The sequence below is a fragment of the Paenibacillus sp. J22FR5 genome (assembly GCF_059691975.1).
Genome location: NZ_JCAUAN010000003.1, coordinates 120,647 through 144,343, shown reverse-complemented (window position 1 = coordinate 144,343; position 23,697 = coordinate 120,647). Strand labels below are relative to the sequence as shown.

24 protein-coding genes are annotated in these 23,697 nt (G+C 44.4%); 2 read left to right on the top strand and 22 right to left on the bottom strand.

What is annotated here, in order from left to right; all coding sequences use genetic code 11:
• Positions 1 to 13: 13 nt before the first annotated feature.
• The 20 genes from dnaG to rsgA all read right to left on the bottom strand — a co-directional run bounded on the left by dnaG (position 14) and on the right by rsgA (position 16,662).
• Complete coding sequence (gene dnaG, locus AC58P7_RS06885; protein WP_497341162.1) at positions 14 to 1,861, bottom strand: DNA primase; 1,848 nt, start codon at positions 1,859 to 1,861, stop codon at positions 14 to 16.
• Positions 1,862 to 1,909: 48 nt separating this feature from the next.
• A complete protein-coding gene (locus AC58P7_RS06880; RefSeq protein WP_497341160.1) occupies positions 1,910 to 2,374 on the bottom strand; it encodes a YaiI/YqxD family protein in 465 nt (154 codons plus the stop codon).
• A gap of 90 nt (positions 2,375 to 2,464) precedes the next feature.
• A complete protein-coding gene (locus tag AC58P7_RS06875; protein WP_497341158.1) occupies positions 2,465 to 3,277 on the bottom strand; it encodes a pyruvate, water dikinase regulatory protein in 813 nt (270 codons plus the stop codon).
• A 179-nt stretch (positions 3,278 to 3,456) separates the two neighbouring features.
• Positions 3,457 to 4,206: a DNA repair protein RecO gene (recO, locus tag AC58P7_RS06870; protein WP_497341156.1), complete on the bottom strand. Its 750-nt coding sequence runs from the start codon at positions 4,204 to 4,206 to the stop codon at positions 3,457 to 3,459.
• A gap of 46 nt (positions 4,207 to 4,252) precedes the next feature.
• Entirely contained in the window at positions 4,253 to 4,405 is a 153-nt protein-coding gene (locus AC58P7_RS06865) for a YqzL family protein (protein WP_082593664.1), read from the bottom strand.
• A 96-nt stretch (positions 4,406 to 4,501) separates the two neighbouring features.
• Positions 4,502 to 5,401 (bottom strand): GTPase Era, encoded by a 900-nt coding sequence (era, locus tag AC58P7_RS06860; RefSeq protein WP_497263897.1) that lies wholly within the window; start codon positions 5,399 to 5,401, stop codon positions 4,502 to 4,504.
• Between the two features lie 6 nt (positions 5,402 to 5,407).
• The gene (gene cdd / locus AC58P7_RS06855; RefSeq protein WP_497341154.1) at positions 5,408 to 5,821 is read right to left on the bottom strand and encodes a cytidine deaminase; all 414 of its coding nucleotides are present in this window, start codon (positions 5,819 to 5,821) and stop codon (positions 5,408 to 5,410) included.
• A gap of 127 nt (positions 5,822 to 5,948) precedes the next feature.
• Entirely contained in the window at positions 5,949 to 6,653 is a 705-nt protein-coding gene (locus AC58P7_RS06850; RefSeq protein WP_497341152.1) for a diacylglycerol kinase, read from the bottom strand.
• Complete coding sequence (gene ybeY, locus AC58P7_RS06845; protein ID WP_497341150.1) at positions 6,653 to 7,189, bottom strand: rRNA maturation RNase YbeY; 537 nt, start codon at positions 7,187 to 7,189, stop codon at positions 6,653 to 6,655. Before ybeY ends, AC58P7_RS06850 begins: the two co-directional genes overlap by 1 nt.
• 17 nt (positions 7,190 to 7,206) lie before the next feature.
• Positions 7,207 to 9,435 carry an HD family phosphohydrolase gene (locus AC58P7_RS06840; RefSeq protein WP_497341148.1) on the bottom strand — a complete coding sequence of 743 codons (2,229 nt, stop codon included), beginning with the start codon at positions 9,433 to 9,435 and terminating at the stop codon, positions 7,207 to 7,209.
• 40 nt (positions 9,436 to 9,475) lie between these two features.
• Entirely contained in the window at positions 9,476 to 10,438 is a 963-nt protein-coding gene (locus tag AC58P7_RS06835; protein WP_497341556.1) for a PhoH family protein, read from the bottom strand.
• Positions 10,439 to 10,447: 9 nt separating this feature from the next.
• Positions 10,448 to 11,641, bottom strand: a complete 1,194-nt coding sequence (gene yqfD / locus AC58P7_RS06830; RefSeq protein ID WP_497341146.1) for a sporulation protein YqfD — start codon at positions 11,639 to 11,641, stop codon at positions 10,448 to 10,450.
• A 42-nt stretch (positions 11,642 to 11,683) separates the two neighbouring features.
• Positions 11,684 to 11,962 carry a sporulation protein YqfC gene (gene yqfC / locus AC58P7_RS06825; RefSeq protein ID WP_497341144.1) on the bottom strand — a complete coding sequence of 93 codons (279 nt, stop codon included), beginning with the start codon at positions 11,960 to 11,962 and terminating at the stop codon, positions 11,684 to 11,686.
• A 140-nt stretch (positions 11,963 to 12,102) separates the two neighbouring features.
• On the bottom strand, positions 12,103 to 12,567 hold the full coding sequence (locus tag AC58P7_RS06820) for a YqfB family membrane protein (protein ID WP_497341142.1): 465 nt from the start codon (positions 12,565 to 12,567) through the stop codon (positions 12,103 to 12,105).
• Between the two features lie 18 nt (positions 12,568 to 12,585).
• Positions 12,586 to 13,575 (bottom strand): flotillin-like protein FloA, encoded by a 990-nt coding sequence (gene floA / locus AC58P7_RS06815; RefSeq protein ID WP_497341140.1) that lies wholly within the window; start codon positions 13,573 to 13,575, stop codon positions 12,586 to 12,588.
• 14 nt (positions 13,576 to 13,589) lie between these two features.
• Positions 13,590 to 14,255, bottom strand: a complete 666-nt coding sequence (locus AC58P7_RS06810) for an NfeD family protein (protein WP_497341138.1) — start codon at positions 14,253 to 14,255, stop codon at positions 13,590 to 13,592.
• A 160-nt stretch (positions 14,256 to 14,415) separates the two neighbouring features.
• Complete coding sequence (locus AC58P7_RS06805) at positions 14,416 to 14,859, bottom strand: GatB/YqeY domain-containing protein (protein ID WP_497341136.1); 444 nt, start codon at positions 14,857 to 14,859, stop codon at positions 14,416 to 14,418.
• A gap of 8 nt (positions 14,860 to 14,867) precedes the next feature.
• Positions 14,868 to 15,041, bottom strand: coding sequence for a 30S ribosomal protein S21 (gene rpsU, locus AC58P7_RS06800; RefSeq protein WP_028558020.1), 174 nt, complete (start codon positions 15,039 to 15,041; stop codon positions 14,868 to 14,870).
• 115 nt (positions 15,042 to 15,156) lie between these two features.
• Positions 15,157 to 15,507, bottom strand: a complete 351-nt coding sequence (locus tag AC58P7_RS06795; protein WP_497341134.1) for a histidine triad nucleotide-binding protein — start codon at positions 15,505 to 15,507, stop codon at positions 15,157 to 15,159.
• A 90-nt stretch (positions 15,508 to 15,597) separates the two neighbouring features.
• Complete coding sequence (gene rsgA, locus AC58P7_RS06790) at positions 15,598 to 16,662, bottom strand: ribosome small subunit-dependent GTPase A (RefSeq protein ID WP_497341132.1); 1,065 nt, start codon at positions 16,660 to 16,662, stop codon at positions 15,598 to 15,600.
• A 203-nt stretch (positions 16,663 to 16,865) separates the two neighbouring features.
• On the opposite strand from rsgA, the gene AC58P7_RS06785 reads away from it, so the two are divergent.
• Positions 16,866 to 18,776, top strand: coding sequence for an FAD-dependent oxidoreductase (locus AC58P7_RS06785; RefSeq protein ID WP_497341130.1), 1,911 nt, complete (start codon positions 16,866 to 16,868; stop codon positions 18,774 to 18,776).
• Between the two features lie 94 nt (positions 18,777 to 18,870).
• On the opposite strand, the gene AC58P7_RS06780 is transcribed toward AC58P7_RS06785, so the two are convergent.
• Entirely contained in the window at positions 18,871 to 20,808 is a 1,938-nt protein-coding gene (locus AC58P7_RS06780; RefSeq protein WP_497341128.1) for a stalk domain-containing protein, read from the bottom strand.
• 225 nt (positions 20,809 to 21,033) lie between these two features.
• On the opposite strand from AC58P7_RS06780, the gene AC58P7_RS06775 reads away from it, so the two are divergent.
• Complete coding sequence (locus AC58P7_RS06775) at positions 21,034 to 22,299, top strand: CapA family protein (RefSeq protein WP_497341126.1); 1,266 nt, start codon at positions 21,034 to 21,036, stop codon at positions 22,297 to 22,299.
• A gap of 165 nt (positions 22,300 to 22,464) precedes the next feature.
• Here AC58P7_RS06775 and AC58P7_RS06770 read toward each other — a convergent pair whose 3' ends face one another.
• Positions 22,465 to 23,568, bottom strand: a complete 1,104-nt coding sequence (locus tag AC58P7_RS06770) for a chymotrypsin family serine protease (RefSeq protein ID WP_497341124.1) — start codon at positions 23,566 to 23,568, stop codon at positions 22,465 to 22,467.
• Between the last annotated feature and the right edge of the window lie 129 nt (positions 23,569 to 23,697).

The window sequence follows — 23,697 nt, the reverse complement described above, 5'->3', positions numbered from 1 at the left end:
CATGTCAGTTTAGCTAAGATGACTTCAACCGTTTTTCTAGGGCAATAATTTCAATTGCTATTTGCGCAGCTTTAAGATGGTCGCCCGCGCTTACGGCGCGAACTTGTTCTTCTTTCTTACGTTCAACTTCTTCTTGCATTGGAACTTTGCGAATTTGGCGAATATAGTCGTCAATCACTTGTTCGTTTAATCCATGACCGGCTCCCATCATAACGATGGAACTAGCCAAGCTCTCCAGCTGTTCGTCTTGCAGCATGGCAATGTATCGGCTTGCATCGGGCTCTAAATACTGAGCGTAGTAAGCATATAAATAAGCAGCTAAGACTGCGTGAGCTTCAACATTAAACTGGTCACCCAATTGTGCTTCAACATGTGAGCATACGTCACGATCATGCATCATAACGGCTAAAATCAAACGTTCCGCATTATGATACGCAGGCAGTAACGAAGGTGATTTTTTCTTTGTTCGTTCCGCTGTTCTCCCATTATTCATAACATTATTCCACAGAATTGGTTTATTATCCCCATCTGGTCGGTTTTTTTCCGATTGCAATAAGATTTCATGGAGATCTAACTTCATGGCTTCATACGACGAATCCGGAAACTCTGAAGCTAACTGTTTGAGATAATGTTCGCGTTCCATTGGAGATTGCAACTGGCTAATTAATTTTACAGCGGATTGCAGATAACGTAGTCGGTCACCGTCCTCATGCAATTTAAAATTTTTGCGAATATATAAGAGCTTATATTTCATCGATGGCACGGAAGCTCCAATAATCTCCCGAGCAAATCGGTCAAACCCATATTGACGAACATAATCGTCAGGATCCTTGCCATCTGGCAGCATCGCAACCGTGACTCGGCTTCCTGTATCTTCCAACAACGGAATGCTCTTAAAAGCAGCAGATTGTCCTGCATTGTCTCCATCATAGCAAATGATGATTTCGTCCGCGTTGCGGTTCAGTAAGGATGCATGCTCTTTCGTTAAGGCCGTCCCCATCGTCGCAACACCATTCGTGATGCCAGCTTCCCAAGCTTTAATCAAATCCACATATCCTTCAAAAATAACGGCTTGCTGTAATTTACGCATATTAGGCCGTGCTAAGTGAAGGTTGTATAACGTCCGACTTTTATTAAAAAGTACAGACTCTGGACTATTTAAATATTTGGGTTGCGCATCCCCCATGGCTCTCCCCGCAAATGCGATGACCTTGCCTGTAGAGTCACAAATAGGGAACATGATACGTTCACGGAATTTATCCACGTAGCCATGACCTTCATGTTTGGCAGAAATTAAACCGCCTTTTTCCATAAGGGCTAAATCAAACCCTCTTTTTTCCAATTGTTGAACGAGCGTGTCCCACATTAAAGGTGCATAGCCAATCTGAAACGTGTCAATCAGCTTATCCGAGATCCCTCTAGAAGTCAGATATCCTTTGGCCGCCTTGCCTTGATCGGTATTACCAACGACATAATGATAGAACTTGGCTGCAAATTCATAAGCCTTTAATAAAGTTGCTTTCTCTTGTTGCTGTTCGTTCTGCTCGTCAGATACTTCTTCCCATGTGATGGGAATGTCCGCATCTTCTGCAAGCTTCGTGATCGCTTCAGCAAAGCTCAAGCCTTCAATCTCCATGATGAAGCGGATTAAGTTCCCGCCAGCCTGACAACCAAAGCAACGATAGATCTGTTTCTCTGGCGTGACAGTAAACGATGGACTCTTCTCCGAATGAAAAGGACAAAGTCCCTTCATATAATGCCCTTGTTTGCTTAAATGTACGTGCCTGCCGATGACATCAACGATATCATGACGCTTCAGTACAGCCTCAATTACCTCTTCAGGTATGCGTCCGTACCTCATTTCAATCCACCTACAATTCAGGTCGCTTTTCCGACTAATTACTATTCGCTACTTATTTTCGATTTCCTGCAAATATTCTAAAAGTTTTGTCAAACCATGTAGAAAATTTTTACGATCCGTCTCTGTGAAGGGTTTTGGTCCTTTCGTATGCTTACCATTTCTTCGCATTTTGGCGGAGGCATGGCGGCGTTCCAATAGGTAATCAATCGAACTATCGGTATATTCCTGCCCCCGATTCGTCAAACAGATCGAACCTTTCGCTAGTCCTAAAGCGGCGAGTCCAAAGTCTTGTGTTACCAAAATATCACCTGACCGAATCTGATTGGCAATATATAAATCGACAGATTGATCGGAACGATCTACTTGAACAACCTTCACACCCGGATTTTCCTTCATCTTATGATCGAAAGAAGCAACTAGAACAACTTGTACGCCAAACTGTCTACCTGCCTGCTCGATTTCCGACTTTACAGGACAAGCATCGGCATCAACAATAATACTTCTTGCACTCACGTGTCAGCCCCTGCCTTTAATTGAATCTCACCGTACTATTATATACGATGGACTTACAAAAAATCCTGCAAGCCAGAACATAAAACCTTACTAGATATGTTCGATATGATCCATGATTAAACTTGCAGTTTCTTCTACAGCGCGATTGGATACATCGAAAATGACACACCCGATTTTACTCATAATTTTATCAGCAAAATCCAGTTCTATTTTAATACGTTCTACATTCGCATAGGTTGCATTTTCTGCAAGTCCCAGTGTACGAAGGCGTTCTTGACGTATCACATTCAATTTATCCGGATCAATCCGCAAGCCGATAATTTTATCTTTGGGAACTGTGTAAATGGCAGCAGGAGGCTGCATTTCAGGCACTAGCGGGACATTCGCCACTTTCAATCTTTTGTGCGCCAAATACATCGATAACGGGGTTTTGGACGTACGAGATACACCTAATAGAATGATATCGGCTTTCTGAATGCCGCTAAAATCTCGGCCATCATCATATTTGACAGCAAACTCAACAGCTTCGACTTTTTTGAAATAATCTTCATCCAGTGGATGAATCATACCGGGTTGTCTCCGCGGCTCTTGACGTAAAGCGTGTCCTAACTTGGTGACAACTGGTCCAAGTAAATCGATATAGGGAATATCATATTGATTCGCTTTCGTAATGAGATCATCTCGCAGTTCCGGAATAACTAAGGTAAATACAACGATACCACCATGCGTCCGAATCGAATTGATGACTTTATCTATACCTTCGAAATCATGAATAAACGGCGCTCGCAAAATTTCAACAGGAACAGGATGAAACTGCATGGCAGCTGCCCGAACGACCGATTCTCCTGTTTCCCCGACGGAATCCGAAACTACATAAACCCGAGTAGGTTGTGGATGCTCCATATTCCTAACCCCTTTCAGCAGGGACAAGACCCTACACTAGACATTTGTATGTAAAGAACTACAGAACAGAACGATAGCATGAGAAAAACCTCACCGATATGCGGAGAGCACAAGGGCGAGGTGTTTTCCACCACATCATATCAAAGCGAGAATCACATGTCAAATGAGTCTAGTAGCGGTTAGATATTGTATTTCTCCATCTGTTCAATGAACCCTCTTGATTTCCACTGGACACCAATATGTACGTCCATATAAGCTCGCATACATTGCTTAAGCTGTTCCTTCGTCTCTTCCTTAACTTGAACCGAGCCCAGCCTGCGCATGTCCATTCTCGGGAAAAGTCTAAGCAATTTGTGAGCACCTTCACCAATTGGAATTGCAGATGCATCCTTAAAGCGACAACGTCCGCATAAAGTACCGCCCATGTTTGGGCCAAACGTCGTAATACCTGCTGTTTCACCACAAGATACACAAGCATCGGTGACTGGTAAATAACCAGCTAAATCGAACATTTTCATCTCATAAAGATGAGTAACAATTTGCATATCTTTATTCTCTTCGATCGCCATTAAACCGGCCTTGAGCTGTTCGAATATATAGGTATTGCCCTCTTCATCACCCAACATGCGATCCGTCATCTCCGCTAAATAAGAAGCATAGGCAGACTTATGTAAATCTTCGCGCAGCGCGTGATGAGCTTCGATAATCTCAGCACCGTTCAGCGATCCCATCTGACCTCTTTGTTTGTAAAAAACAAAATCGCCGTACGTGAACAGCTGCGTAACGGCGCCATGTTTGCTCTTCAGTTTCTTCGCCCCCCGAGCCATTACACCAACTTTCCCCAGCTCAGGGGTGAATAAACGAATGATTTTGTTGCCCTCTCCATAGTCCATGCTACGGATGACAATACCTTGAACGCTATGCAGCAAATAGCTTCCCCCATGAATGCCGCTCTGAACACACGAAGCCTTGCTATCACATATTCAGACCATCGAGCGGCTCTTCGTTACTTTGATCTTCTTCTTGCACTTCCGAATCCATGCCAGGTTCTCCCGTTACTTGCTTGTACAGCAGATAGGCGTCCACATCACCGGTCTTTGAAAAATACGTCCACGAAAAATCTTTCATGTTCAGCATCCTCCCCATCGAACGTGATGTTCATAGGATGTGCAGTGGACGCTTCCCTATGCGATGTAAAAACTGGTACTCTCAGGGAATTACTGTTTATTCGTGACGGAAACCAAGATCACGAAGCACTCTGTCTTGATTTCTCCAATCTTTCTTCACTTTCACCCATAACTCGAGGAAAGTTTTGGAACCAAGTAGCGTTTCAATATCGCGGCGAGCTTGTCTGCCGATTTCTTTCAGCAGCGCTCCTTGCTTACCGATGACGATCCCTTTTTGCGATTCGCGTTCTACGAAGATGACGGCTGAAATATGAACAACACCATTCGGTTCAACGCGCATATCCTCGATTTGTACCGCGATCGAGTGAGGAATTTCTTCCCGCGTCATATGCAAAATTTTCTCACGCACGAGTTCCGCGCAAACAAATTGCTCTGGGTGATCTGTAATTTGATCAGCAGGGTAGTACTGAGGACCTTCTGGCAAATAGCGAATAATTTGCTCCAGAAGCGTCGTTACGTTGTTCCCTTTTAACGCGGATACAGGAACGATCTCAGCGAAATTGTACAAGTCTTTATAATTCGTAATGATCGCAAGCAGCGCTTCAGGCTGAACGAGGTCAATTTTGTTCAACACCAAAATAACCGGTGTTTCAATATGCTTCAGCTGCTCAATGATATAACGGTCTCCCCCGCCAATGCCATCAGCTACATCGACTAAGAAAAGGACCGCGTCCACTTCACCAAGGGTTCCATGGGCTACTTTGCTCATGTAATCACCTAGTTTGGACGTAGGCTTATGGATACCAGGCGTATCGAGGAAAACAATTTGTCCGTTATCCGACGTATACACGCCATGAATCTTGTTTCTAGTCGTCTGAGGTTTATCGGACATAATAGCAATCTTCTGACCGATAATTTGGTTCATTAACGTTGATTTACCGACATTCGGTCGTCCGATAATCGCGACAAAACCTGATTTAAATTCTTTTTTGGCCACTTCTACTTATCCTCCATTTGTGTGCAAATCTTTCGTTGTAAAAGCGCCTGGCAATAAAGCAGCCACCGTTGTTTGAACGAAAGCTCCTTTAAGATTACTCAAATAAACCGGCATATCCGGTTCGCACAGTTCAATTAATACTTGTCGACATACGCCGCACGGCGAAATCGGCCCTTCTGTATCTCCAGTTACCGCGATTGCTTGGAACGATCCTCGCGGATGCCCATCAGCAATGGCACGAAATAACGCAGTTCTTTCCGCACAGTTTGTCGGTCCATAGGCAGCATTTTCGACATTGCACCCTAAGTGCACTTGCCCATTCGCATCCAATAGCGCGGCACCGACCTGAAAATTGGAATAAGGCGTATAGGCTCGCTTCATCGCTTCCTTCGCGAATACAATGAGTTCTTGCGGATTCATAGCGATCCACCCTTTTAATAAAATTATAAGAAATTTAAAGTTTCACTCCATAAGTTGGCTATATTTCTTCATAAACGCGCCCGTCCAAGGTGGACAGGGGATCTGTTTATTTTGAGTCATAGTTAAGTTATAGCATGTTTAAGCAGGAAAAAGCGAGGAGCGTCACGACAATGCCAATCATTGCCCCCAAAAAGAGTGCTGGGAATGGCCTTGTTTTCTTATCATACAAGACGATCAGGATAATAATAGAGAGCGTGTAGGCTAATAAAGCGGCAATCGTTTGGGTGACAAGTACCAAAATGACCGTAGCAATGGCAAAAGCAATCGCCGTTAACAAGCTCGGTCGAACTAATTTCCCTTTGTCCGAGAATCGCGTTTCAATAACAATCACAGTTAGCATGACAAGTGCAATTAATATCCATATCGTTCCTGCCGATAGCGGTGTTTCTTGGAGTCTGGCGTGATGCAGCAACTTATCGATCGGTTCATAGAAAACAACCATCCCCACAACGACAGCAAACATCGCAGACACCAATACGGACGCCGCGGCGACGTCCTTCGCAATTTTGGCTAACGGGTGACGATCCGGCATAGCCAGATCCACCGTTTTCTCGACAGCCGTATTAATTAATTCTGTAACAATCATAAGCGTTACCGCTAGTAGGATAAACAAAATATCTGTCTTGGATAAGTGAATGAAAAGTGCAGCTAATAACACGAGAAACGCAACGCAAAAATGAAACTTCATATTCCGTTGCGTGTCTAGTGCGTACTTAATTCCTTCATAGGCATACCGAAAGCTTCTGCGCCATTTACGGAAGCCGCCCGACATTATCGCGTCAAGCCTGCCTTCTGCAAAATGTCCTCCTGCTTAGCGAACATCACTTTCTCTTCTTCTTCGCTCTGATGATCATACCCAATCAGGTGCAAGAAGCCGTGAACAAATAAGAAGCCAAGCTCACGTTCGACGGAATGACCGTAATCTTCCGCTTGCGCAATCGCGCGTGGAACAGAGATGATAATATCACCAAGGGGCTCGATGAATGCTTCAGACACGGTTTCACCTTCTTCAGGCTCTCCCTCCGAATCCTCGCCATCATCCTCGTAATTAATTTGAATCTCATCATCACCAAATTCGCTCATCGCAAAGGACAGAACATCCGTTGGCTTGTCTAAATTACGATATTGTTTATTCAAATCTTGGATCGTCTCATCGTCAACGAACGTAAGGGCAACTTCGCCCTCCTTAACGCCTTCCAGCTCTCCTGCAAGTTTCAAAAGCTCTTCAAGCTTCTCAATGAAAGCTGGTGAGATTTCTTTTTCTTCCTGTTCACTGCTCCACGCTAATGTCAAATCTACACTTGCCATAATGAGTTGCCCTCCTATTATGCTCCTGGCTTCTTAGCCGTTATTTCACTTGGATACTCAATGCGAGAATGGAAGATGCCGAGCAATGTTTCGTTCAGTGTCTTGGCAATCTTATCAAGTTCCTTTAAAGTGAGGTCACATTCGTTGAATTGACCATCATCCAAGCGTGATTTAATAATTTTGGTTACCATGGAATCGATTTGCTCGAGGGTTGGGTTACGCAATGACCGCACCGCTGCCTCTACACTATCAGCAATCCCAACAATCGCTGCTTCCTTCGATTGCGCCTTAGGACCTGGATAACGGAAATCTTCTTCGCGTATCGCTTTCTCACTATTCTCTTCTTCAGCTTGCTTCTTCGCTTTATGATAGAAAAAGTGCAGTAACGTCGTCCCATGATGCTGCTCAGCAATATCCCGAATCGGCTTAGGCATTTTATAATCCTTCAGCATATCAACACCATCGCGAGGATGCGCGATAATAATTGATTTACTTAAGTTCGGATCAATGCGATCATGCGGATTCTCAATATTCGTTTGATTTTCAATAAAATAGCTTGGCCGCTTAGTTTTACCTATATCATGATAATACGAACCCACACGGCATAAGAGCCCATCTGCACCGATGGATTCTGCGGCTGCTTCAGAAAGGTTACCTACCATCACACTGTGATGATATGTGCCTGGTGTTTCTGTCAGCAGCTTTCGTAGCAATGGATGATTCGGATTGGATAGCTCGACAAGCTTCAATGGGGAAAGGATCCCGAACGAAGCTTCGAAAAATGGCAGCAATCCAATAACGAAAACGACCGTCACTAATCCACCCGCAGTCGCAAAAGACAAAGACATCAGAGCTTCTCTTTGTTGAAAGTGATCTTCCATCAGCAGCATCGATGTTATCATTAACATGGAGAAAAAGGCGATCATAAGACCAGCTTTCAAAATAGTTGCACGTTGACTCGCACGTTGAATCGTAAACACAGCACTAAAACAAATGACTAAACTGACCAAACCAAATCTGAAATCGAATAACAAATCGTGCTCCGTATTAAAAATAATACTAGCAATTATTGAAAATAAAACAGATGAAATAAACGCGAGCGGTGCGTCCAGCAATATGGCAATCAGGATACTCCCAAGCGCTGTTGGAGCTAGATACCCGATAAACGGATAATCAAAATTCTGGAGCAGTGAAATGATTTTCATCCCAGCAATATTCAGCAAAAAGATCAAAACGAGCATAACCAGTTGCGAATTATTGTATTTAACCTGTAAGTTACTCTGTCTAACAAACATAAAGATCACGAATGACAAGAGTGCACTAAGAATACCAAGACCAAACTGAGGCAAATGATTCGCCTTATCTTTTAATAATTTCAACTTCTCCAACCGCGTATAAATCTCTTCTGTAATGACATCTCCAGCTTTCACGAGGACATCATTTTTGTTAATATACACAGTCTTCATATTACCTCTAGCCTGTCCTTTGGCATCATCCGTGCCCTTTTGATCAAAAAACTTATTCGGGGTAATCAATGCTCTTGCGATCTCTGTTACCATCTCACGAGACGTATTCTTCGCCAGAGTCGATGTATTCACTACTTCAGCAACTTTGGCCCTCGCTGTTTGAGCATCGAGGATTTGGTCATTCATGAGTTTGGTCACGATCTCTTTCGTCACAGGACGCATGTCCGCGAGATCTTCCTTGGTCAACCGAGGAAGTTTGAAATAAACTTCCTCCGGCAGCGGATATTGCTGATCCGAAAGTCCAAGTTGAATTTGCTCCAATAACAAATCGTTGTACTGCCCGCTATTCCGAAGTGTTTTGATAGCATCGTTCGTCAGGTCAGTAATGAGTTGTGGAATGACGCGACGGTAAATACTAACCTTATCATCGAACTTTACTTCTTCATCTGCATTGATCTGAGATAATTTATCAAAAATAGCATCACTAATGACTTCATTTTTGAGGTTTACGATCCGATAGACAGGCTGGACTCGCTTCGCGGCGTCTTCTTTGGCTTGTTCCGTCGCAACAGCGTTCTCAATCTGCTCAGGGGCGTAAATCGTCTTCTCGCTCTTCATTCCTAACGTAATATCAAAAACTTGTGGTACAAGCTTAGAATAAAGTGAGGCATAAAATAGCAACCCCAAAATGAGAAACAAGAGTATTCTTAAGCCTGTATTGTATTTCCATCCACTCAGCCGGTAATGAAATTTGCCTTTCATCTGCACTTCATTTTTCATTACGGAGGTCATTCCTCTCTATCTATCCAACCTAACTTCGTTACTTATTCACTTCTGCGTTGTAGGCAACAATGATTTTCTGAACGAGTGAATGACGCACAACGTCCCCCTCATCAAAATGAATAAAGCCCAATTCTTCAATACCACTCAGAATTCGTGAAGCTTCAACCAGACCGGAGGACTTGCCTCGCGGTAAATCAATTTGAGTCACATCGCCGGTGATGACCATTTTGGAACCGAATCCAAGTCGGGTTAGAAACATCTTCATTTGCTCAGGAGTCGTGTTCTGTGCTTCATCCAAGATGATAAATGAATCGTCCAACGTACGTCCTCGCATATACGCTAATGGTGCGATTTCGATTAAGCCACGCTCCAGCGACTTCGCTACCTGCTCAGGCCCTAGGACATCATTAAGAGCATCATACAATGGGCGTAAATAGGGGTCAACTTTTTCCTGTAAGTCCCCAGGCAAGAACCCTAAGCTTTCCCCCGCTTCTACGGCTGGACGTGTCAAAACGATGCGTTTTACTGCCCCTTCTTTCAGTCGGGTTACAGCAAGAACAACTGCCAGATACGTCTTCCCTGTCCCTGCTGGACCAATTCCAAAGACAATATCCTTCTTCTTGATCGTTTCCACATATTTCTTCTGACCAATGGTTTTGACACGAATCGGTTTCCCTTTATGTGTGGACGTAATTTCACCTTTGAACAAATCGAGCAATTGATCCGCTTTCATCTGCTTCGCCAGTTCAATCGCATACAGAACATCACGTTCTGTCACGGTGTAATTGTTGCGAATAAGCTGTAAAAGAACTTCAAAGAGCTGCTGAAGTGAGTTCACTTCTGCAGCCCTGCCCTGTATCGTTATTTCGGCTTCGCGCGTAAAGATTTGAGCTTCAATTTCCCTTTCAATAACATGCAAGAATTTATCCTGCGGCCCAAATAAAGCTAGTCCCTCAGCCGGATTTTTCAAAGTAATTTGGACAGATTGCGCATTTTCTATCAACAGGCCTCATTCTCCTTGTGTCACAATTGGTTGTTCTTCGGCAATATTTTCTTCGACCTCAAAATGAACGTCTATATAAATTTTACCATTCTCTGTTTTTTCATGCAAAATTTTTTCTCCGACAATCCTCGCATCCTCACCTGCAGCAGCCAATAATTTGGCTTTAGCCTGCTCGATGCCCACTTTTTTCGCATTCGTCGAATCCACCTGCTCCTCCACCATATGAACTTCCATCACTTTCTCATGAAGCCATCCAAGCGGAAGTGAAAACGACCGCAAAGCGAGTGTTTTACGATCAGGTATCGTTTCAAAATGTTCAAATCCTGTCTTACCGTAACCGGTAAGCTGTAGAGCCCTCGTCCCAAATACAAGGTAGCTTCGATGCACCGTTTCACCCGTATAGACCTTATACTGTTTCGTAAGCGGTGCTTCAATTCGGGAGGTATACCAGACAACTCCTCTTATCTTACCATCTGCGACGACAACTTGACTATTTTGCTCATCACCAATCGTACCTGAGATCAGTACAGCCCCTTTACGAACATACGTATTCGGTTTGACCATCGGCCTTCCCTTTATCGATTGAATTTCGGTCACTAGCGCACTTTTGGAAGCTACAATATTTCGGGGATTTTTCAACGGTCCTCTATTCGGAATGGTCGCCTCAACAACCTTAATCGTGATGTGCGTTCCTCGGATTTCTACTCCAACCCACGCCGCACTCGGCAGCTGCTGCTGAATCGCACGAGAAAGATCCTCCGTCTTAGCCAACCTAAATTTCCACTGGAACTTATGAATGCCTTGCTTGGAGGCCGCTTGCAAAATCTCCGATGCCGCAATCCGATCATTCCCATCCACCGTTACCTGCCAGACAAGAGATGTTAGCACGTATAGACTGATAACGAAAGCCGCCAAACCGACAAATAATACTTTTCTACGTCCAATTTTATCCATAAAAAAAGGCAGCCCGTATCGCTCGACGACGTGCATTCTGCAGCCTGTCCGCTTCAGAAGCGGCCGAATTCGAAAGAAATCCTTGATGAGGATACAGAGCTCCAATTTCCCATCTTTTCCAGCTTGAATATCCCATATGGAGAAGCCGCCCTCCACCATGGGATGAATCAGCCTTTCACAGTCCTTGCCTCGAATTTGAATGCGTACATAGCCACGCAAACGGGCAATGAATAGGGATTGTTTCATGACTCAGCCTCCAGTTCTCATTCACACACATCACACTACCGATTAAGGCATATATTTCACATGATCAATGATGCCCTCAATAAACACTTCTTCCGAAAGAATGGCTCGAATGACCAATTGCTGGCCAGATACCTCCAGTGTTCCTTTCGTCAACTCCAGCTTCAGAATTTCACTGGAAAAATACAGTACGCCCCGATGATTCTCTACATATAGCTGTACGTTGCCGATCATTGTGATTCGCGGCAAATCCTGTACAACATCTTGGGGAAGATCAAGGATCTTGGCCGTGAATTGGTTCCATTTGCGGGTCAAGCGACGCATAGCTGGGCAGTACCCCCTCTAACTAGAAGATCATTAATGCAGAAAAGGCGCATAGACTTTCTACCAAATTATGCGAAGGAAGCCGCATTTATGCAAAAAAACGCCCTTCTCGCTCATGCGAGAGGGCGCTGCTTGATTGATCATCTGCGGTAAGGCTTTTTGGCACGTGGAGGACCTAGTATCTCTGCCCATACAACACCTTGCAGTACTTGTTCACGGCTCGTTTGGTTTAGAAATACACTCGATGATGTTATCTCTTCGGAATAAATAGGTGAATTGACGGGTGTTCCACTTTTCGTCGACTGTGATGGGAAGGGTGACGCCTTCTGCTTAGGCGCAGCTGCCGTGGTTTTACCTAGGCTAGACTGATTAAACTCGTCTCTGACGCGTTCCGAGCGACTCCCTTGCGCTACATTGCCGGGCTGATTTTTCTTCTCTTCTACAGGCCTCCTAGTGTTGCTTGGGCCATTCCCAAAGGTCGGCATGCCTGATCTTGTTGTGCCTTGCTCAGCTCTTTTTCGCCTGCTGCGCAGTTGATAGAAGAAGGTCAAGGCAATAATGACCAGATACCAGTTCTTAAATAAAAACACGATAAGCTGTTCCATCCGATCACCTCGCAAACCTTATTCTTTGTCATTTTTGCCGTCGTTTATTTTTCCAAGCGAGGAACGCATTTGCGTATCAGATTCGATATTTTTGAGATTCATATAATCCATTACACCCAATTGGCCATTGCGAAGTGCTTCAGCCATAGCAAGTGGAACCTGCGACTCCGACTCAACAACCTTGGCACGCATCTCAACAACTCGCGCTTTCATCTCTTGTTCAGCAGCTACAGCCATCGCGCGGCGCTCTTCTGCTTTCGCTTGAGCAATTCGCTTGTCTGCTTCAGCTTGCTCTGTTTGCAGATGTGCGCCAATATTTTTGCCCACATCGACATCTGCAATATCAATGGACAGAATTTCAAAAGCAGTCCCTGCATCCAAGCCTTTGCCAAGCACAGTTCGAGAGATCAAATCTGGATTTTCTAAGACATCCTTGTGGGATTCACTCGAACCTACTGTTGTAACGATCCCCTCACCGACACGTGCAATAATCGTTTCTTCACCGGCACCACCTACGAGCCGATCGATATTGGCACGTACCGTAACCCGAGCAATTACCTTTACCTCAATACCGTTCTTTGCTACAGCAGAAACATTAGGCGTCTCGATCACTCGCGGGTTTACACTCATTTGAACCGCTAACAACACATCACGACCTGCCAAATCAATCGCTGCCGCTCGTTCAAATTCCAAATGAATCTTAGCACGGTGTGCAGCAATTAATGCGTTCACAACGCGATCCACATTACCACCAGCGAGGAAGTGACTCTCAAGTTGATTGACGCTAAGATCAATACCCGCTTTCGTCGCCTTAATCATCGGGTTCACTATTCGACTAGGCGTAACACGGCGAAGTCTCATGGCAATCAAGGTAATAATACTGATTCTCACGCCGGATGCCAAAGCCGAAATCCATAACATGACAGGAACGACACTGAGTAAAACCGATAACACGATAATAATAATGGCCGCAATTAGCACCAAGTATAAGCCTGGTTCAATCGTCATTTTTTCATTTCCTCCTAAGTGTTATGTTGGTTATCTACTTTTCTTACAACAACACGAACCCCTTCTACTTCCACAACGACAATGGATTGACCTACAGAAATGAAGCTTCCATTCGTAACGACATCTACGCGTTCGCCTTGAATCATAGCCGTACCTGCGGGCCGCAGCGGCGTTATTGCTTCACCCGACTTACCAATCAGATAGGATCGATCGGGATTCGATGTAAAGCCCTTACTAGTCGTAAGCTGCTCTTTCAAAATAAAGCGATTCCAAACGCCGCGATGCTTAAATGTCCTAATCGCAACAATGACCGCTACAATAGCCACAAGCAAGGCAATGACTAGCATGAACGCAGCTTCCTTCGGATCCGAAGAAGCCATCATCACGCCGCCAAAAAGGCAGATCGCTCCCAGAACACTGAGAAGTCCAAAGCTAGGAACAACTAGTTCTAAGATCAGTAACACCAAGCCTAGCCCTAGCACAGCCAAATCTCCAAAACTTGCAAAGCCCGCTAAATAAAATCCTAGAAAATACAGTCCAAAGCCAGCAACCCCAGCCAAGGCCAGTAAGCCACTACTGAAAAAAAGCAGTTCAAGCGCGATGCCAATAATGCCAACCATGAGTAAAACCGTAGCCGTCACAGGATGAGTCAGAAAGGCGGATAAGTTATCAAGAAACATCGTCGTTCACTCCTTCCCCCATAAACTTCCTATCACTAGGTATGTACGTATTAGTTTATGAACTGTTTCGGAATTTTAGAAAAAAACAAAGAAAACCTCCTGAAATGGAAAAAAGACCAAGTGGAATAGTCCACTCGGTCTTCACAAAGCATATTTGGTGTTAACCTAATAATTGTTGAACTAACTGATTGATAAGCTTACCATCAGCGCGTCCTTTAACCTGAGGCATCAATGCCGTCATCACTTTGCCCATATCCGCTTTGGAAGAAGCACCAATTTGCTGGATGGTCTGCTGTACAATGGCTTTCACTTCTTCCTCAGAAAGCTGTTGCGGCATGTACTCAGCTAAAATAACAAGTTCCGCCTTCAGGTTGTCGGCAAGATCATCACGACCTGCCTTCGTAAATTCTTGGAGGGAATCCTTACGCTGTTTGATCTCACGAGTTAGAACATCAAGCACTTCATTGTCGTCTAAGGGTCTTTTCAGATCAATCTCAGAATTCTTAATCGTCGAACGCACCATTCGAATTACAGAGAGCTTAAACTTGTCCTGACTCTTCATCGCTTGCTTCATATCTTCGTTCAATCGATCGCTTAAGCTCATGTTGCCTCCTAGAACTTTCTTTTACGAGCAGCCTCAGATTTAAGCTTACGCTTAACGCTAGGCTTGTCATAATGCTTACGTTTCTTAACTTCTGCAAGAACGCCATCCTTAGCGATGGAACGCTTAAAGCGACGAAGTGCAGCATCTATAGTTTCGTTCTTACGAACTCGAGTTTCTGACAACAGTTTTCCCTCCCTCCGAACAGACCATCTAAGACAAAACGGTTCATCAAATCTCATTATAGGTGATAGTAATTAGGGTGTCAATCGCAAAACTGATCTTTCCTACTAGGAACGATTAGTTGTGGACACCAAGGGGTGCCAATCTCGCACCTGCCATCAAATGATAATGAAGATGGTGAACAATTTGACCAGCGTTTGCTCCAATGTTCGTAATCACACGATAACCGGATTCTTCCACCTCTAGCTCTCTAGCAATTTGCGCAGCAACACGCTGCATTTGCCCAACGACAGCCCAATCTTCGGTCTGTCCAGCAGCTAAAGATGCGAAGTGTTTCTTCGGAATGATAAGGACATGAATCGGCGCTGCAGGCTGAATATCATGAAAAGCTAGAATCTGATCATCTTCATAGACTTTCTTAGAGGGAAGGTCCCCTGCTATGATTTTACAAAATATACAATCCGTCATTGATCCGTTCGTCCCCCCGACATTGTTATCCTACTTAGATATAAGTTTATCGGAAAGCCTTCAAAAAATCCAATCCAAATTATATCCGAATTACCGATGAGGTTGGCTTTTGAGGGATTGATGGATCTTCTTCCATTTCGCTTTCTCAGCCGCCTGAAGTCCCTTATCTTCTTTTCGAGCTAAATATGCTAGCTCTTTCTGCAGTTTGACATAATTCTGGAAACGATCTGCAGCCAAAGCCCCCGAACTTAATGCGGCTTTCACTGCACACTTGGGCTCATTCTCATGTTTACAATCTTGGAAAAAGCATTGCTCCGCGAACTCTTCAATATCCTGAAACGAAGTACTTAAACCTTCCGAAGCGTTCCAAAGCTGAAGCTCTCTCATACCCGGCGTGTCGATCAAAATGCCACCGTCAGGCAAAAGAATGAGTTCACGATGTGTCGTTGTATGCTTTCCTTTATCATCACTAGATCGAATATCCCCGGTGTCCAAAATATCTCTGCCATAGATGCGATTCACCAACGTGGACTTCCCCACACCTGACGATCCAAGCAGTGCAACGGTTTGCCCACGAGTCATATAACCTGCTAACTCACTTAATCCGCGATTCTCGGCCGAACTAATAATGTGAATAGGAACCCCAATTGCTACTGACGCGACTTCGTTAGCTAGCTCCTCCGGATTATCGCATAAATCGGATTTACTTAATACGATCACGGGATTAGCTCCGCTTTCCCACGCCAAAACCAAGTACCGCTCGATACGGCGAACATTGAAATCTTGATTCAGAGCGTTTACCAGAAATACGGTATCGACATTCGTAGCTACAATTTGCTCTTCAGTGACTTGACCAGCCACTTTACGGGAAAACTTACTTCGACGAGGAAGCACGGCATGAATCACAGCGCGCTGTTCCCCTTCTCGGAGTGATAAGACAACCCAATCTCCTACAGCAGGGTAATCCTCACGACGTAGAGCTTGATGACGCATTTTGCCAGAAACTTCAGCCAGCATTTCGCCAGATTCCGTTTGAACGCGATACATATGCTTATGTTCTAAGGAGACGCGGCCTGCGACAAATCCTTCTTCGTTTAAATACGGCACAAATGCTCCTTCAAAAAATACATGCCATCCTAAATCTGCTTTATTCAAGTCGATGTTTCATCCTCTCAAGGTATTCTAAAATGAAGTATATACCTAAGATGATAGCCTCACACGGGAAAGAATCATTTAGATGATTTAATCCGAACGGTCGCATAATACATCGGGCAATTCATTTGTAGACTAATAGTCTACTTTTGCATATAATAGGTGTAAACTGATCGCCCGAATGGAGTGAGCGGATGAGCCAATTCATGAGAGCCTCGACCCGCAAAAAGCGTGATGTGATGATGGAAGTTGCCTTAGCGATGTTCATGGAAAAAGGCTATGAGAACGTCTCTGTTGATGATATTATCGCCGCAACCAGCACATCCAAAGGAACCTTTTATCATTATTTCAAAAGTAAAGATGCCATTATTTCAGCGTTATACAGTAAACAAATTAATTTGATTCAGGACTGGGTAAAGCAGCCTCCTTCCAAGGTGCAATCGCTTGAGGGACATATCAATCGTCTATTTTTAGACTTGGCGTCGAATATTCGATTCTCACCTAGACTTATTCGCAGTTTACAGGCACTTTCTTTGCAAAATGATACGGTAAAAATGGAAGAACAACTGCAATTACAGGTACTGACGAATAGCTTGATGCATTGGCTCCCGGAGCCCAAAAAGATCGAACTTCTCGTATGTATGTACACCGGAACGATCCGCACATGGTGCACACAAGATGATGCCGACTTACTCTCCATGATGAAAAACAACTTAGCCTGGCTTTGGGTAGGTCTTCGTTCCGAAGAACCTCACGCATCGCTGCAGGTAGAACCAGTCCCCAAGGAGGAAAACCTAATGAAAGTAGCTATTATCGGCGGAGGTCTTGCTGGATTAACAGCAGCCGCTTATTTGTCCGAAAACCCACATGTAGAAGGTATTTTATTTGAGCGTAGTCCGCAGCTTGGCGGTCGTGCATTTACGTATGAAAAAGCTGGTTTCACGCTCAACTACGGCGCTCACGCCATCTATGGGATCGATCGCCATACATTGACAACCATGGAACGCGAGCTCGGACTATCCTTCTCCTCCAAGCAAGTTGATAAACGCAAAGTCGTCTATGCTAAGCATAACCAACTTACAACTGCACCGCTTGATGCCATTAACCTTTTGAAAACGGATCTACTGAGCACGATTCAAAAAGTCCGTTTTGTCGGGGAAATTGCCGCCATTATTGCTAATATTCACAATATAAAAAATTACGCTACACTAGCCGACTATCTTGCTGAGTCTAATGCGGATGAAGATGTCAAAGAGCTATGGGAGCATCTCGTTTGCTCTAACTTCTTCATTACGCCTGAGGATGCCCGAAATGTATCCGGAGCTGTTATTAGTGAGTATTACCACAACTTGTTCTTATCTAGCAAGCCCGTCAATTACGTCTTGGGCAGCTGGGCTGTCATCACGAATCAGTTGAAACAAAAAATGACCACGTCCGGCAAATGGGAAATCGCCCTTCAAGAAGGAGTCGACGGACTTCGTTATGAGGATCGCAAATTTGTTTTAAAAACGAAAACACGTGAAATGGCGTTTGATAAAGTGATCTTCGCGATGCCAGTTCAGCAAGTTGTGAAGCTGCTTAAAGGTACCGCATGGGAGCCATTCCTAGCTCCGTATGAGTCCAACACGGCAACTGAGGTTATGGTTTACGACATTGGGCTTAGCCGCGTCGTCGCGAGACCGTTTAGTTACATCAGTGATATGGATAATAAGCTGTTCATTAGCGATGTATCAGCGACGGACCATACGTTAGTACCAGAAGGCGGGCAATTACTGCAAGGTATCGCTTATCTAAGTGATAATTTCCAAAGCGACGAAGAACGCAAAGCCTATTTGGACAATAAAACCTCGCAAATGGAAGCCCTATTCGAGATGCACTATCCAGGCTGGCGCGATGTTACCGCAGTTAAGCGTGTATCTAAGAAAGCCATGGTATCGAGCGTGAAAAACATTGCGACCAACAGACTTTTACCAACTCGCGTGGAAAATATTCCGTTCTACTTCTGTGGAGATGGATGCACTGGTAAAGGCGAACTTGCTGAACGAGCCTTCTCCAGCGCACGCAGCGCGGCTCTAGCCATTGTGCAAGAAGTGCAGCAAGCACTGCAAAACGCTTAATTTTATCACCGGAAATGGCAACCATTTATTGACAAAAGCTGCTCAAGATCTGACTTATCGTCAGAAATTGAAGCAGCTTTTATTTGTCGTAGCCTTATTTTGTCGTAATCGTTACCGTTCTGCTTACGCCATCCCAATTGACGGTGCCGCCGAAAGTCTCTCCTACGAATCTGGCAGGTGCAAGTGTGTAACCATTCACTAGTCTAGCCGGCTCTTCCAACTGAATCTCCTTGCCATTGACATATACCGTCGTATGATCAAGTGTCAGCTTCACCGTTGTACTTCCTTTGGTGGCTGTAACCGTTCGGGTTGCCGCTTCATAATCCACTTTGGCTCCCATGGCTTCGAAAATAGCACGCAATGGCGTAAATGTGGATCCATTTACAATGACTGGAGGCTGCTCAAACTCCTGACCGTTTCCATTGATATCCACAGAAACCTGTGAGGATATACCGAAAGTTCGCAAAGCAACCTGTTGTCCAGATTTATTAAGGATACGAAGTTGTAGCACTGAGCCTTCTGGCACATCGCCGGCTTTGAGATCTAACCCGTAAGGTAAGCTCGTTTGAGAGGCAATTACCCGACCATTTAATAGATATTCCACTTTACCGATGTAAACTTCAGGTATTTTGATAAAAGGAATGACCCGAGTTTGCTTGGTGAAAGCTTGATGCTCGGCATCAATCGGCACATAACCCACTTGATCTGCCGGTTTAGCAGCGTCCTTGACCTCAGAAAGTAAATACGGATTTGATATCAATTGACTGTAATAGCTTTGAATTTCAGAAGATGTCGAAAGTGAATAATCGTTCTTCGCATTACTCATTTGCTGGTCAACATTAAAATAGGTAATAGCTTTCAATCTCGGATATTTGTAAGGCATAATTTCATACAAACGTTGGAGATTCAGTTTCGCCCATTCCGTGTAATCTTCACTTGCGGAATGTGAGTAATGCGGAACGCCTGTCTCACTCAGCATCAAAGGCTTACGATCTGCATAAGTGTTGTACAATCTCGTAAGCCTTTCTACGTTACTTGTCGCAAGCATAGATGGCAGAGTTGGATCCCCATTTTCATAAGGTTCAATATACAAGCTGACGCCAACCCAGTCTACATACGCATCACCAGGATAGTAAGGGTCGATATCATTCGCTGGCACATCCCCTGGACTCCACACCATAGCCACATTCGGCGCTTCTGAGGCAAATACATCATGCAGCATTCTAAATTTCGCGATATACTGCGCAGGATTTCCGTGCCATTTCACCCATGCGCCATTCATTTCACCTGCAAAACGCAAGAAGATTGGAATCCCTGCAGCTTTCGCTTCCTTTGCCCAACTCCGCAAATATTCCCCATCTGTAACTGGATCTAGCCCATTATCCGGTTCCCACGCAATTTGCAAGGCCCCACCTGCTTCTTTGGCACGCTTCGCATAGGATGAAGGAAAGCCTTGTCCCCAATGCGCATAAGCTAAGTAAATCGCGTGCTTTTTGCCATAGACGGATTGCATTTTCGTGAATATGTTACCAACTTTGGGATCCTGCTCGGAATAAATACCTAAATATGTACCATAAGCTGGTTCAAATTTTGCGAGGTGTGAACCGGCTGGTTGGGAGAGCTCCTTAACAATGCTTTCTGTACGTTCTTCACGATACAACTCAACCGTTGTCCGTATTTGATCAGCCCGCTGTAATTTAACAGCTCCCCAATCCTTACCTGCATTCACCCAGTACTGATTTTCCTGCTCATAATAATGAATCGCTTGGTCATAATCACCAATCTTGTCAAAATACGCATCTAACTTCCCACTGAACAATGCAGCATTCTCCCAATCCCCAGTGCTCGCGTAGTAATCCGTCAGATATTGCCAATGGGGAACAGCCCCTTTGGAATTCCCCGATGCTTGTAGCGACTCAGCTTGTGTCCAATGATCCCAGACGACATCCGCACGTGCGGGTGTTGGCGATTGCGCGATACCAGCCGCTAAAATACCAACAGCCAGTGATAATATTCCTATTCGTTTATTCATTTTCAAGAAAACAGACTCCCTTTCATCGTGTTGTAAAATATTTGCCTGTACTTGATACGTTATGAGACCTGAAAAAGTAGCACGAAATTCAAAAAAATTACAAAATAATTCCTTTTGTCTGTCAAAATCGAGCAAATTTTCATAGATTCAGCACGACAGTTCGATACCTTCCGCAAATTCTAATTGTTAAAATATAGAAAAAATGATTGTGAGAGGGTTTTTCTTATGAAAAAAATAGGAGCAGCTCTCCTTGTGACGGCTTGTCTTAGTTTCTTAATTATGGGTTGTGAAGCTGCCTTATTACCCTCCGCTGAGAACCTTACGGTCTCCGTCGGAGATGACACCTCTCAGTCCTCACAGCCCGCTAAAACTACCCAGACCTCAAACACTTTACAAGGATGGCAGTCACTTCCAACGACATCAGTTACAGGATCAATCGAGGAAAACAGCAGCGAAGCTAGTCATGTGATGAATACATCGGCTGCATCCCCATCTGTCGTATATGTACAACCGTCTCAACCCAAACAAGAAACGCAAGAGCCGTTACATATCCTCTATGCAGGAGACGCCATGTTCGATTGGTCGGTCAAAGAGGCCATCAACCGTTACGGTCCTGATTATCCTTTCGTACATATTCAATCTGACATTGAACGAGCTGATTTCTCATTCGTCAATCTCGAAACGGCGGTTACTCTGGAAAACGATAAAGATACCAACCAGATTTATAATTTTAAATCTAATCCGGAATCCCTTACGGGTCTTAAACATGCTGGATTTGATATGGTTTCCGTCGCTAACAATCATTCAATGGATTTCTTGCAGAAAGGATTTCTCGATACACTCTCCCATTTGGATAAAGCTGGCTTACTTTATGTTGGAGGCGGTTTGAATGCACAAGAAGCCTACCGAGCAAGAAGCGTTACAATGAAGGGGAAAAAGGTAAAATTCCTCGCCTTCTCTCGATTTATCCCAACGGGAGACTGGTTTGCAGGCCAGAATAAACCTGGAATAGCCCAGGCTTACGATAGAAAGCCCGTTCTAGATGCAATTGCAAGGGAACGCGAAGGAGCAGATTATGTCCTCGTCTACCTTCATTGGGGGGTTGAAATGAATAATCGTCCTGAGCCTTGGCAGCGAGAGTTCGCTCGGCAAATGATTGACGCTGGCGCAGATGCGATTATCGGCAGTCATGTGCATGTGTTACAAGGTTTTGAGTATTACAAAGGAAAGCCCATTGCTTATTCAATCGGCAATTTCCTCTTCCCTGACTATGTAACAGGTCCAAAAGCAGATACAGGTTTACTTCATTTGACGCTAGCTGAAAAGCAGATAGAGATGTCATTTCAACCTTTTTACATTGAGAACAATCAAATCGTGTCCAAAGGTGATGCCTATGTGGATAAACAGATGGCTTATCTAACATCTATATCTTATGGCGTGACGCTTGATGGTCAGACGATTCGGGCAAATGAGGGAATTGCTAGTAGATGATTGGGGGGAGAATGGCAAAATAAAAGTGACGCAATGGGAATCCATACTTAAAGGAACTACGATACGATTGACCAGTTATACGAGGAAATGCCCTCGAATTGTTGGTAATACCGTAAAGTAGTTCCACTTGAGACTAACTTTCAGCTCTGTGATTTTAAATCACGATTACTTATGGGACTTCACCAAAATAGCTCGATTACGCTTCCTTTGCTGCTCTGTCAACGGTTGAACATAAGATGAATCGCCAATAGGCGCCATTCCTTTCACCTTACCTGCAATGAATGTCCCTCCTGCCGCTGGTATTGCCGTTCGCACGCCATAGGACGCCATAACCACACCAATAGGGTTGCTAATGGAACGTAAACCATCCGCAGGACCTGCAAAGTTAAGCGCAGCCGCATAGCGATCACTTGAACGGAGCCAGACGGAACCTGAATCACCTGGGAGTGAGACAGGACCCGTATCTCCAACGATCACCGTCTGATTGCGAAACAGTAAAGTACCGAGACTACCTCCATAAGAAACACGAACATCTACATTATTGGACTCCACAGTTCCTCTAACAAAGCCAGTAGTACGACCTGATTTAAACACTTTAAGTCCGACCGGATAGCTTAAAAGATGTCCTGGAACTGTAACCAACACGCCCGAAGCGCTGCGTAAATAACGAGGATTTAACAAGCTGTTTGTTGTTGGGAGTGCGATTGACGAATCTTGGAAATTAACTGCACCCGTGCGCAAAGGTACAAATTGAAATGCTCTTCCTACGCGATCCGTCCCCGATAACCCGCCATCAGCAGGTCCTGGCTGTACCGTTTCCGAGTAAGCAGTCGAGTTGTCTTTGATTAACACATGATTATTACTTAAAATGTAAAGTTGGTTATTTTTGATTACAATAAGACCCGCTGTTCCTGTGGAAAAGGGATTCGTTTTACCAATACTTACGCCGCCTGGGACAGGGCGATTTCTGCTTTGAAATGTAGTAACCTTATAAACTTTTGGTTTGGGAGCCGTTAGTACGTGAGCTTTGAAAGTACCTGACGAGAGAAAGCGCACGGGTACGGATGAACCTAATTTTGCAGCAACACTTTTGAGGTTGTTTAATCCGGATGGCACAATTTTTTGATGGGTATATACGATGACACTTGCGCCCAAAGTCGGTTTCTTGGGATCTGCATATCCGACCCCGACGGCCATAACTTCTGCTCTTTTCAATAAAACAGGCGAAATTCGTTTCTTATGTTTCAGTGCTTCATGAAATGTTGCCATGCACATTCCCCTTTACGTCATGTTGGAGCAGTGTATGCCAACTTGTACGAATCGGCTTAATACCTTTACCTAGAATCATGGTTTGGAATAAAAAAAAGGCTAATGACGAATACGTCATTAGCTTGTTTG

What these genes read in the sequence shown, in the direction of transcription:
- dnaG (WP_497341162.1), bottom strand. Translation starts at nt 1,861, where the DNA reads ATGAGGTACGGACGCATACCTGAAGAGGTAATTGAGGCTGTACTGAAG.
- AC58P7_RS06875 (WP_497341158.1), bottom strand. Translation starts at nt 3,277, where the DNA reads ATGGAGCATCCACAACCTACTCGGGTTTATGTAGTTTCGGATTCCGTC.
- AC58P7_RS06865 (WP_082593664.1), bottom strand. Translation starts at nt 4,405, where the DNA reads ATGAAAGATTTTTCGTGGACGTATTTTTCAAAGACCGGTGATGTGGAC.
- cdd (WP_497341154.1), bottom strand. Translation starts at nt 5,821, where the DNA reads ATGAATCCGCAAGAACTCATTGTATTCGCGAAGGAAGCGATGAAGCGA.
- AC58P7_RS06850 (WP_497341152.1), bottom strand. Translation starts at nt 6,653, where the DNA reads ATGTCGGGCGGCTTCCGTAAATGGCGCAGAAGCTTTCGGTATGCCTAT.
- ybeY (WP_497341150.1), bottom strand. Translation starts at nt 7,189, where the DNA reads ATGGCAAGTGTAGATTTGACATTAGCGTGGAGCAGTGAACAGGAAGAA.
- AC58P7_RS06840 (WP_497341148.1), bottom strand. Translation starts at nt 9,435, where the DNA reads ATGAAAAATGAAGTGCAGATGAAAGGCAAATTTCATTACCGGCTGAGT.
- yqfD (WP_497341146.1), bottom strand. Translation starts at nt 11,641, where the DNA reads ATGAAACAATCCCTATTCATTGCCCGTTTGCGTGGCTATGTACGCATT.
- yqfC (WP_497341144.1), bottom strand. Translation starts at nt 11,962, where the DNA reads ATGCGTCGCTTGACCCGCAAATGGAACCAATTCACGGCCAAGATCCTT.
- AC58P7_RS06820 (WP_497341142.1), bottom strand. Translation starts at nt 12,567, where the DNA reads ATGGAACAGCTTATCGTGTTTTTATTTAAGAACTGGTATCTGGTCATT.
- floA (WP_497341140.1), bottom strand. Translation starts at nt 13,575, where the DNA reads ATGACGATTGAACCAGGCTTATACTTGGTGCTAATTGCGGCCATTATT.
- AC58P7_RS06810 (WP_497341138.1), bottom strand. Translation starts at nt 14,255, where the DNA reads ATGTTTCTTGATAACTTATCCGCCTTTCTGACTCATCCTGTGACGGCT.
- AC58P7_RS06805 (WP_497341136.1), bottom strand. Translation starts at nt 14,859, where the DNA reads ATGAGCTTAAGCGATCGATTGAACGAAGATATGAAGCAAGCGATGAAG.
- AC58P7_RS06795 (WP_497341134.1), bottom strand. Translation starts at nt 15,507, where the DNA reads ATGACGGATTGTATATTTTGTAAAATCATAGCAGGGGACCTTCCCTCT.
- AC58P7_RS06785 (WP_497341130.1), top strand. Translation starts at nt 16,866, where the DNA reads ATGAGAGCCTCGACCCGCAAAAAGCGTGATGTGATGATGGAAGTTGCC.
- AC58P7_RS06780 (WP_497341128.1), bottom strand. Translation starts at nt 20,808, where the DNA reads ATGAATAAACGAATAGGAATATTATCACTGGCTGTTGGTATTTTAGCG.
- AC58P7_RS06775 (WP_497341126.1), top strand. Translation starts at nt 21,034, where the DNA reads ATGAAAAAAATAGGAGCAGCTCTCCTTGTGACGGCTTGTCTTAGTTTC.
- AC58P7_RS06770 (WP_497341124.1), bottom strand. Translation starts at nt 23,568, where the DNA reads ATGGCAACATTTCATGAAGCACTGAAACATAAGAAACGAATTTCGCCT.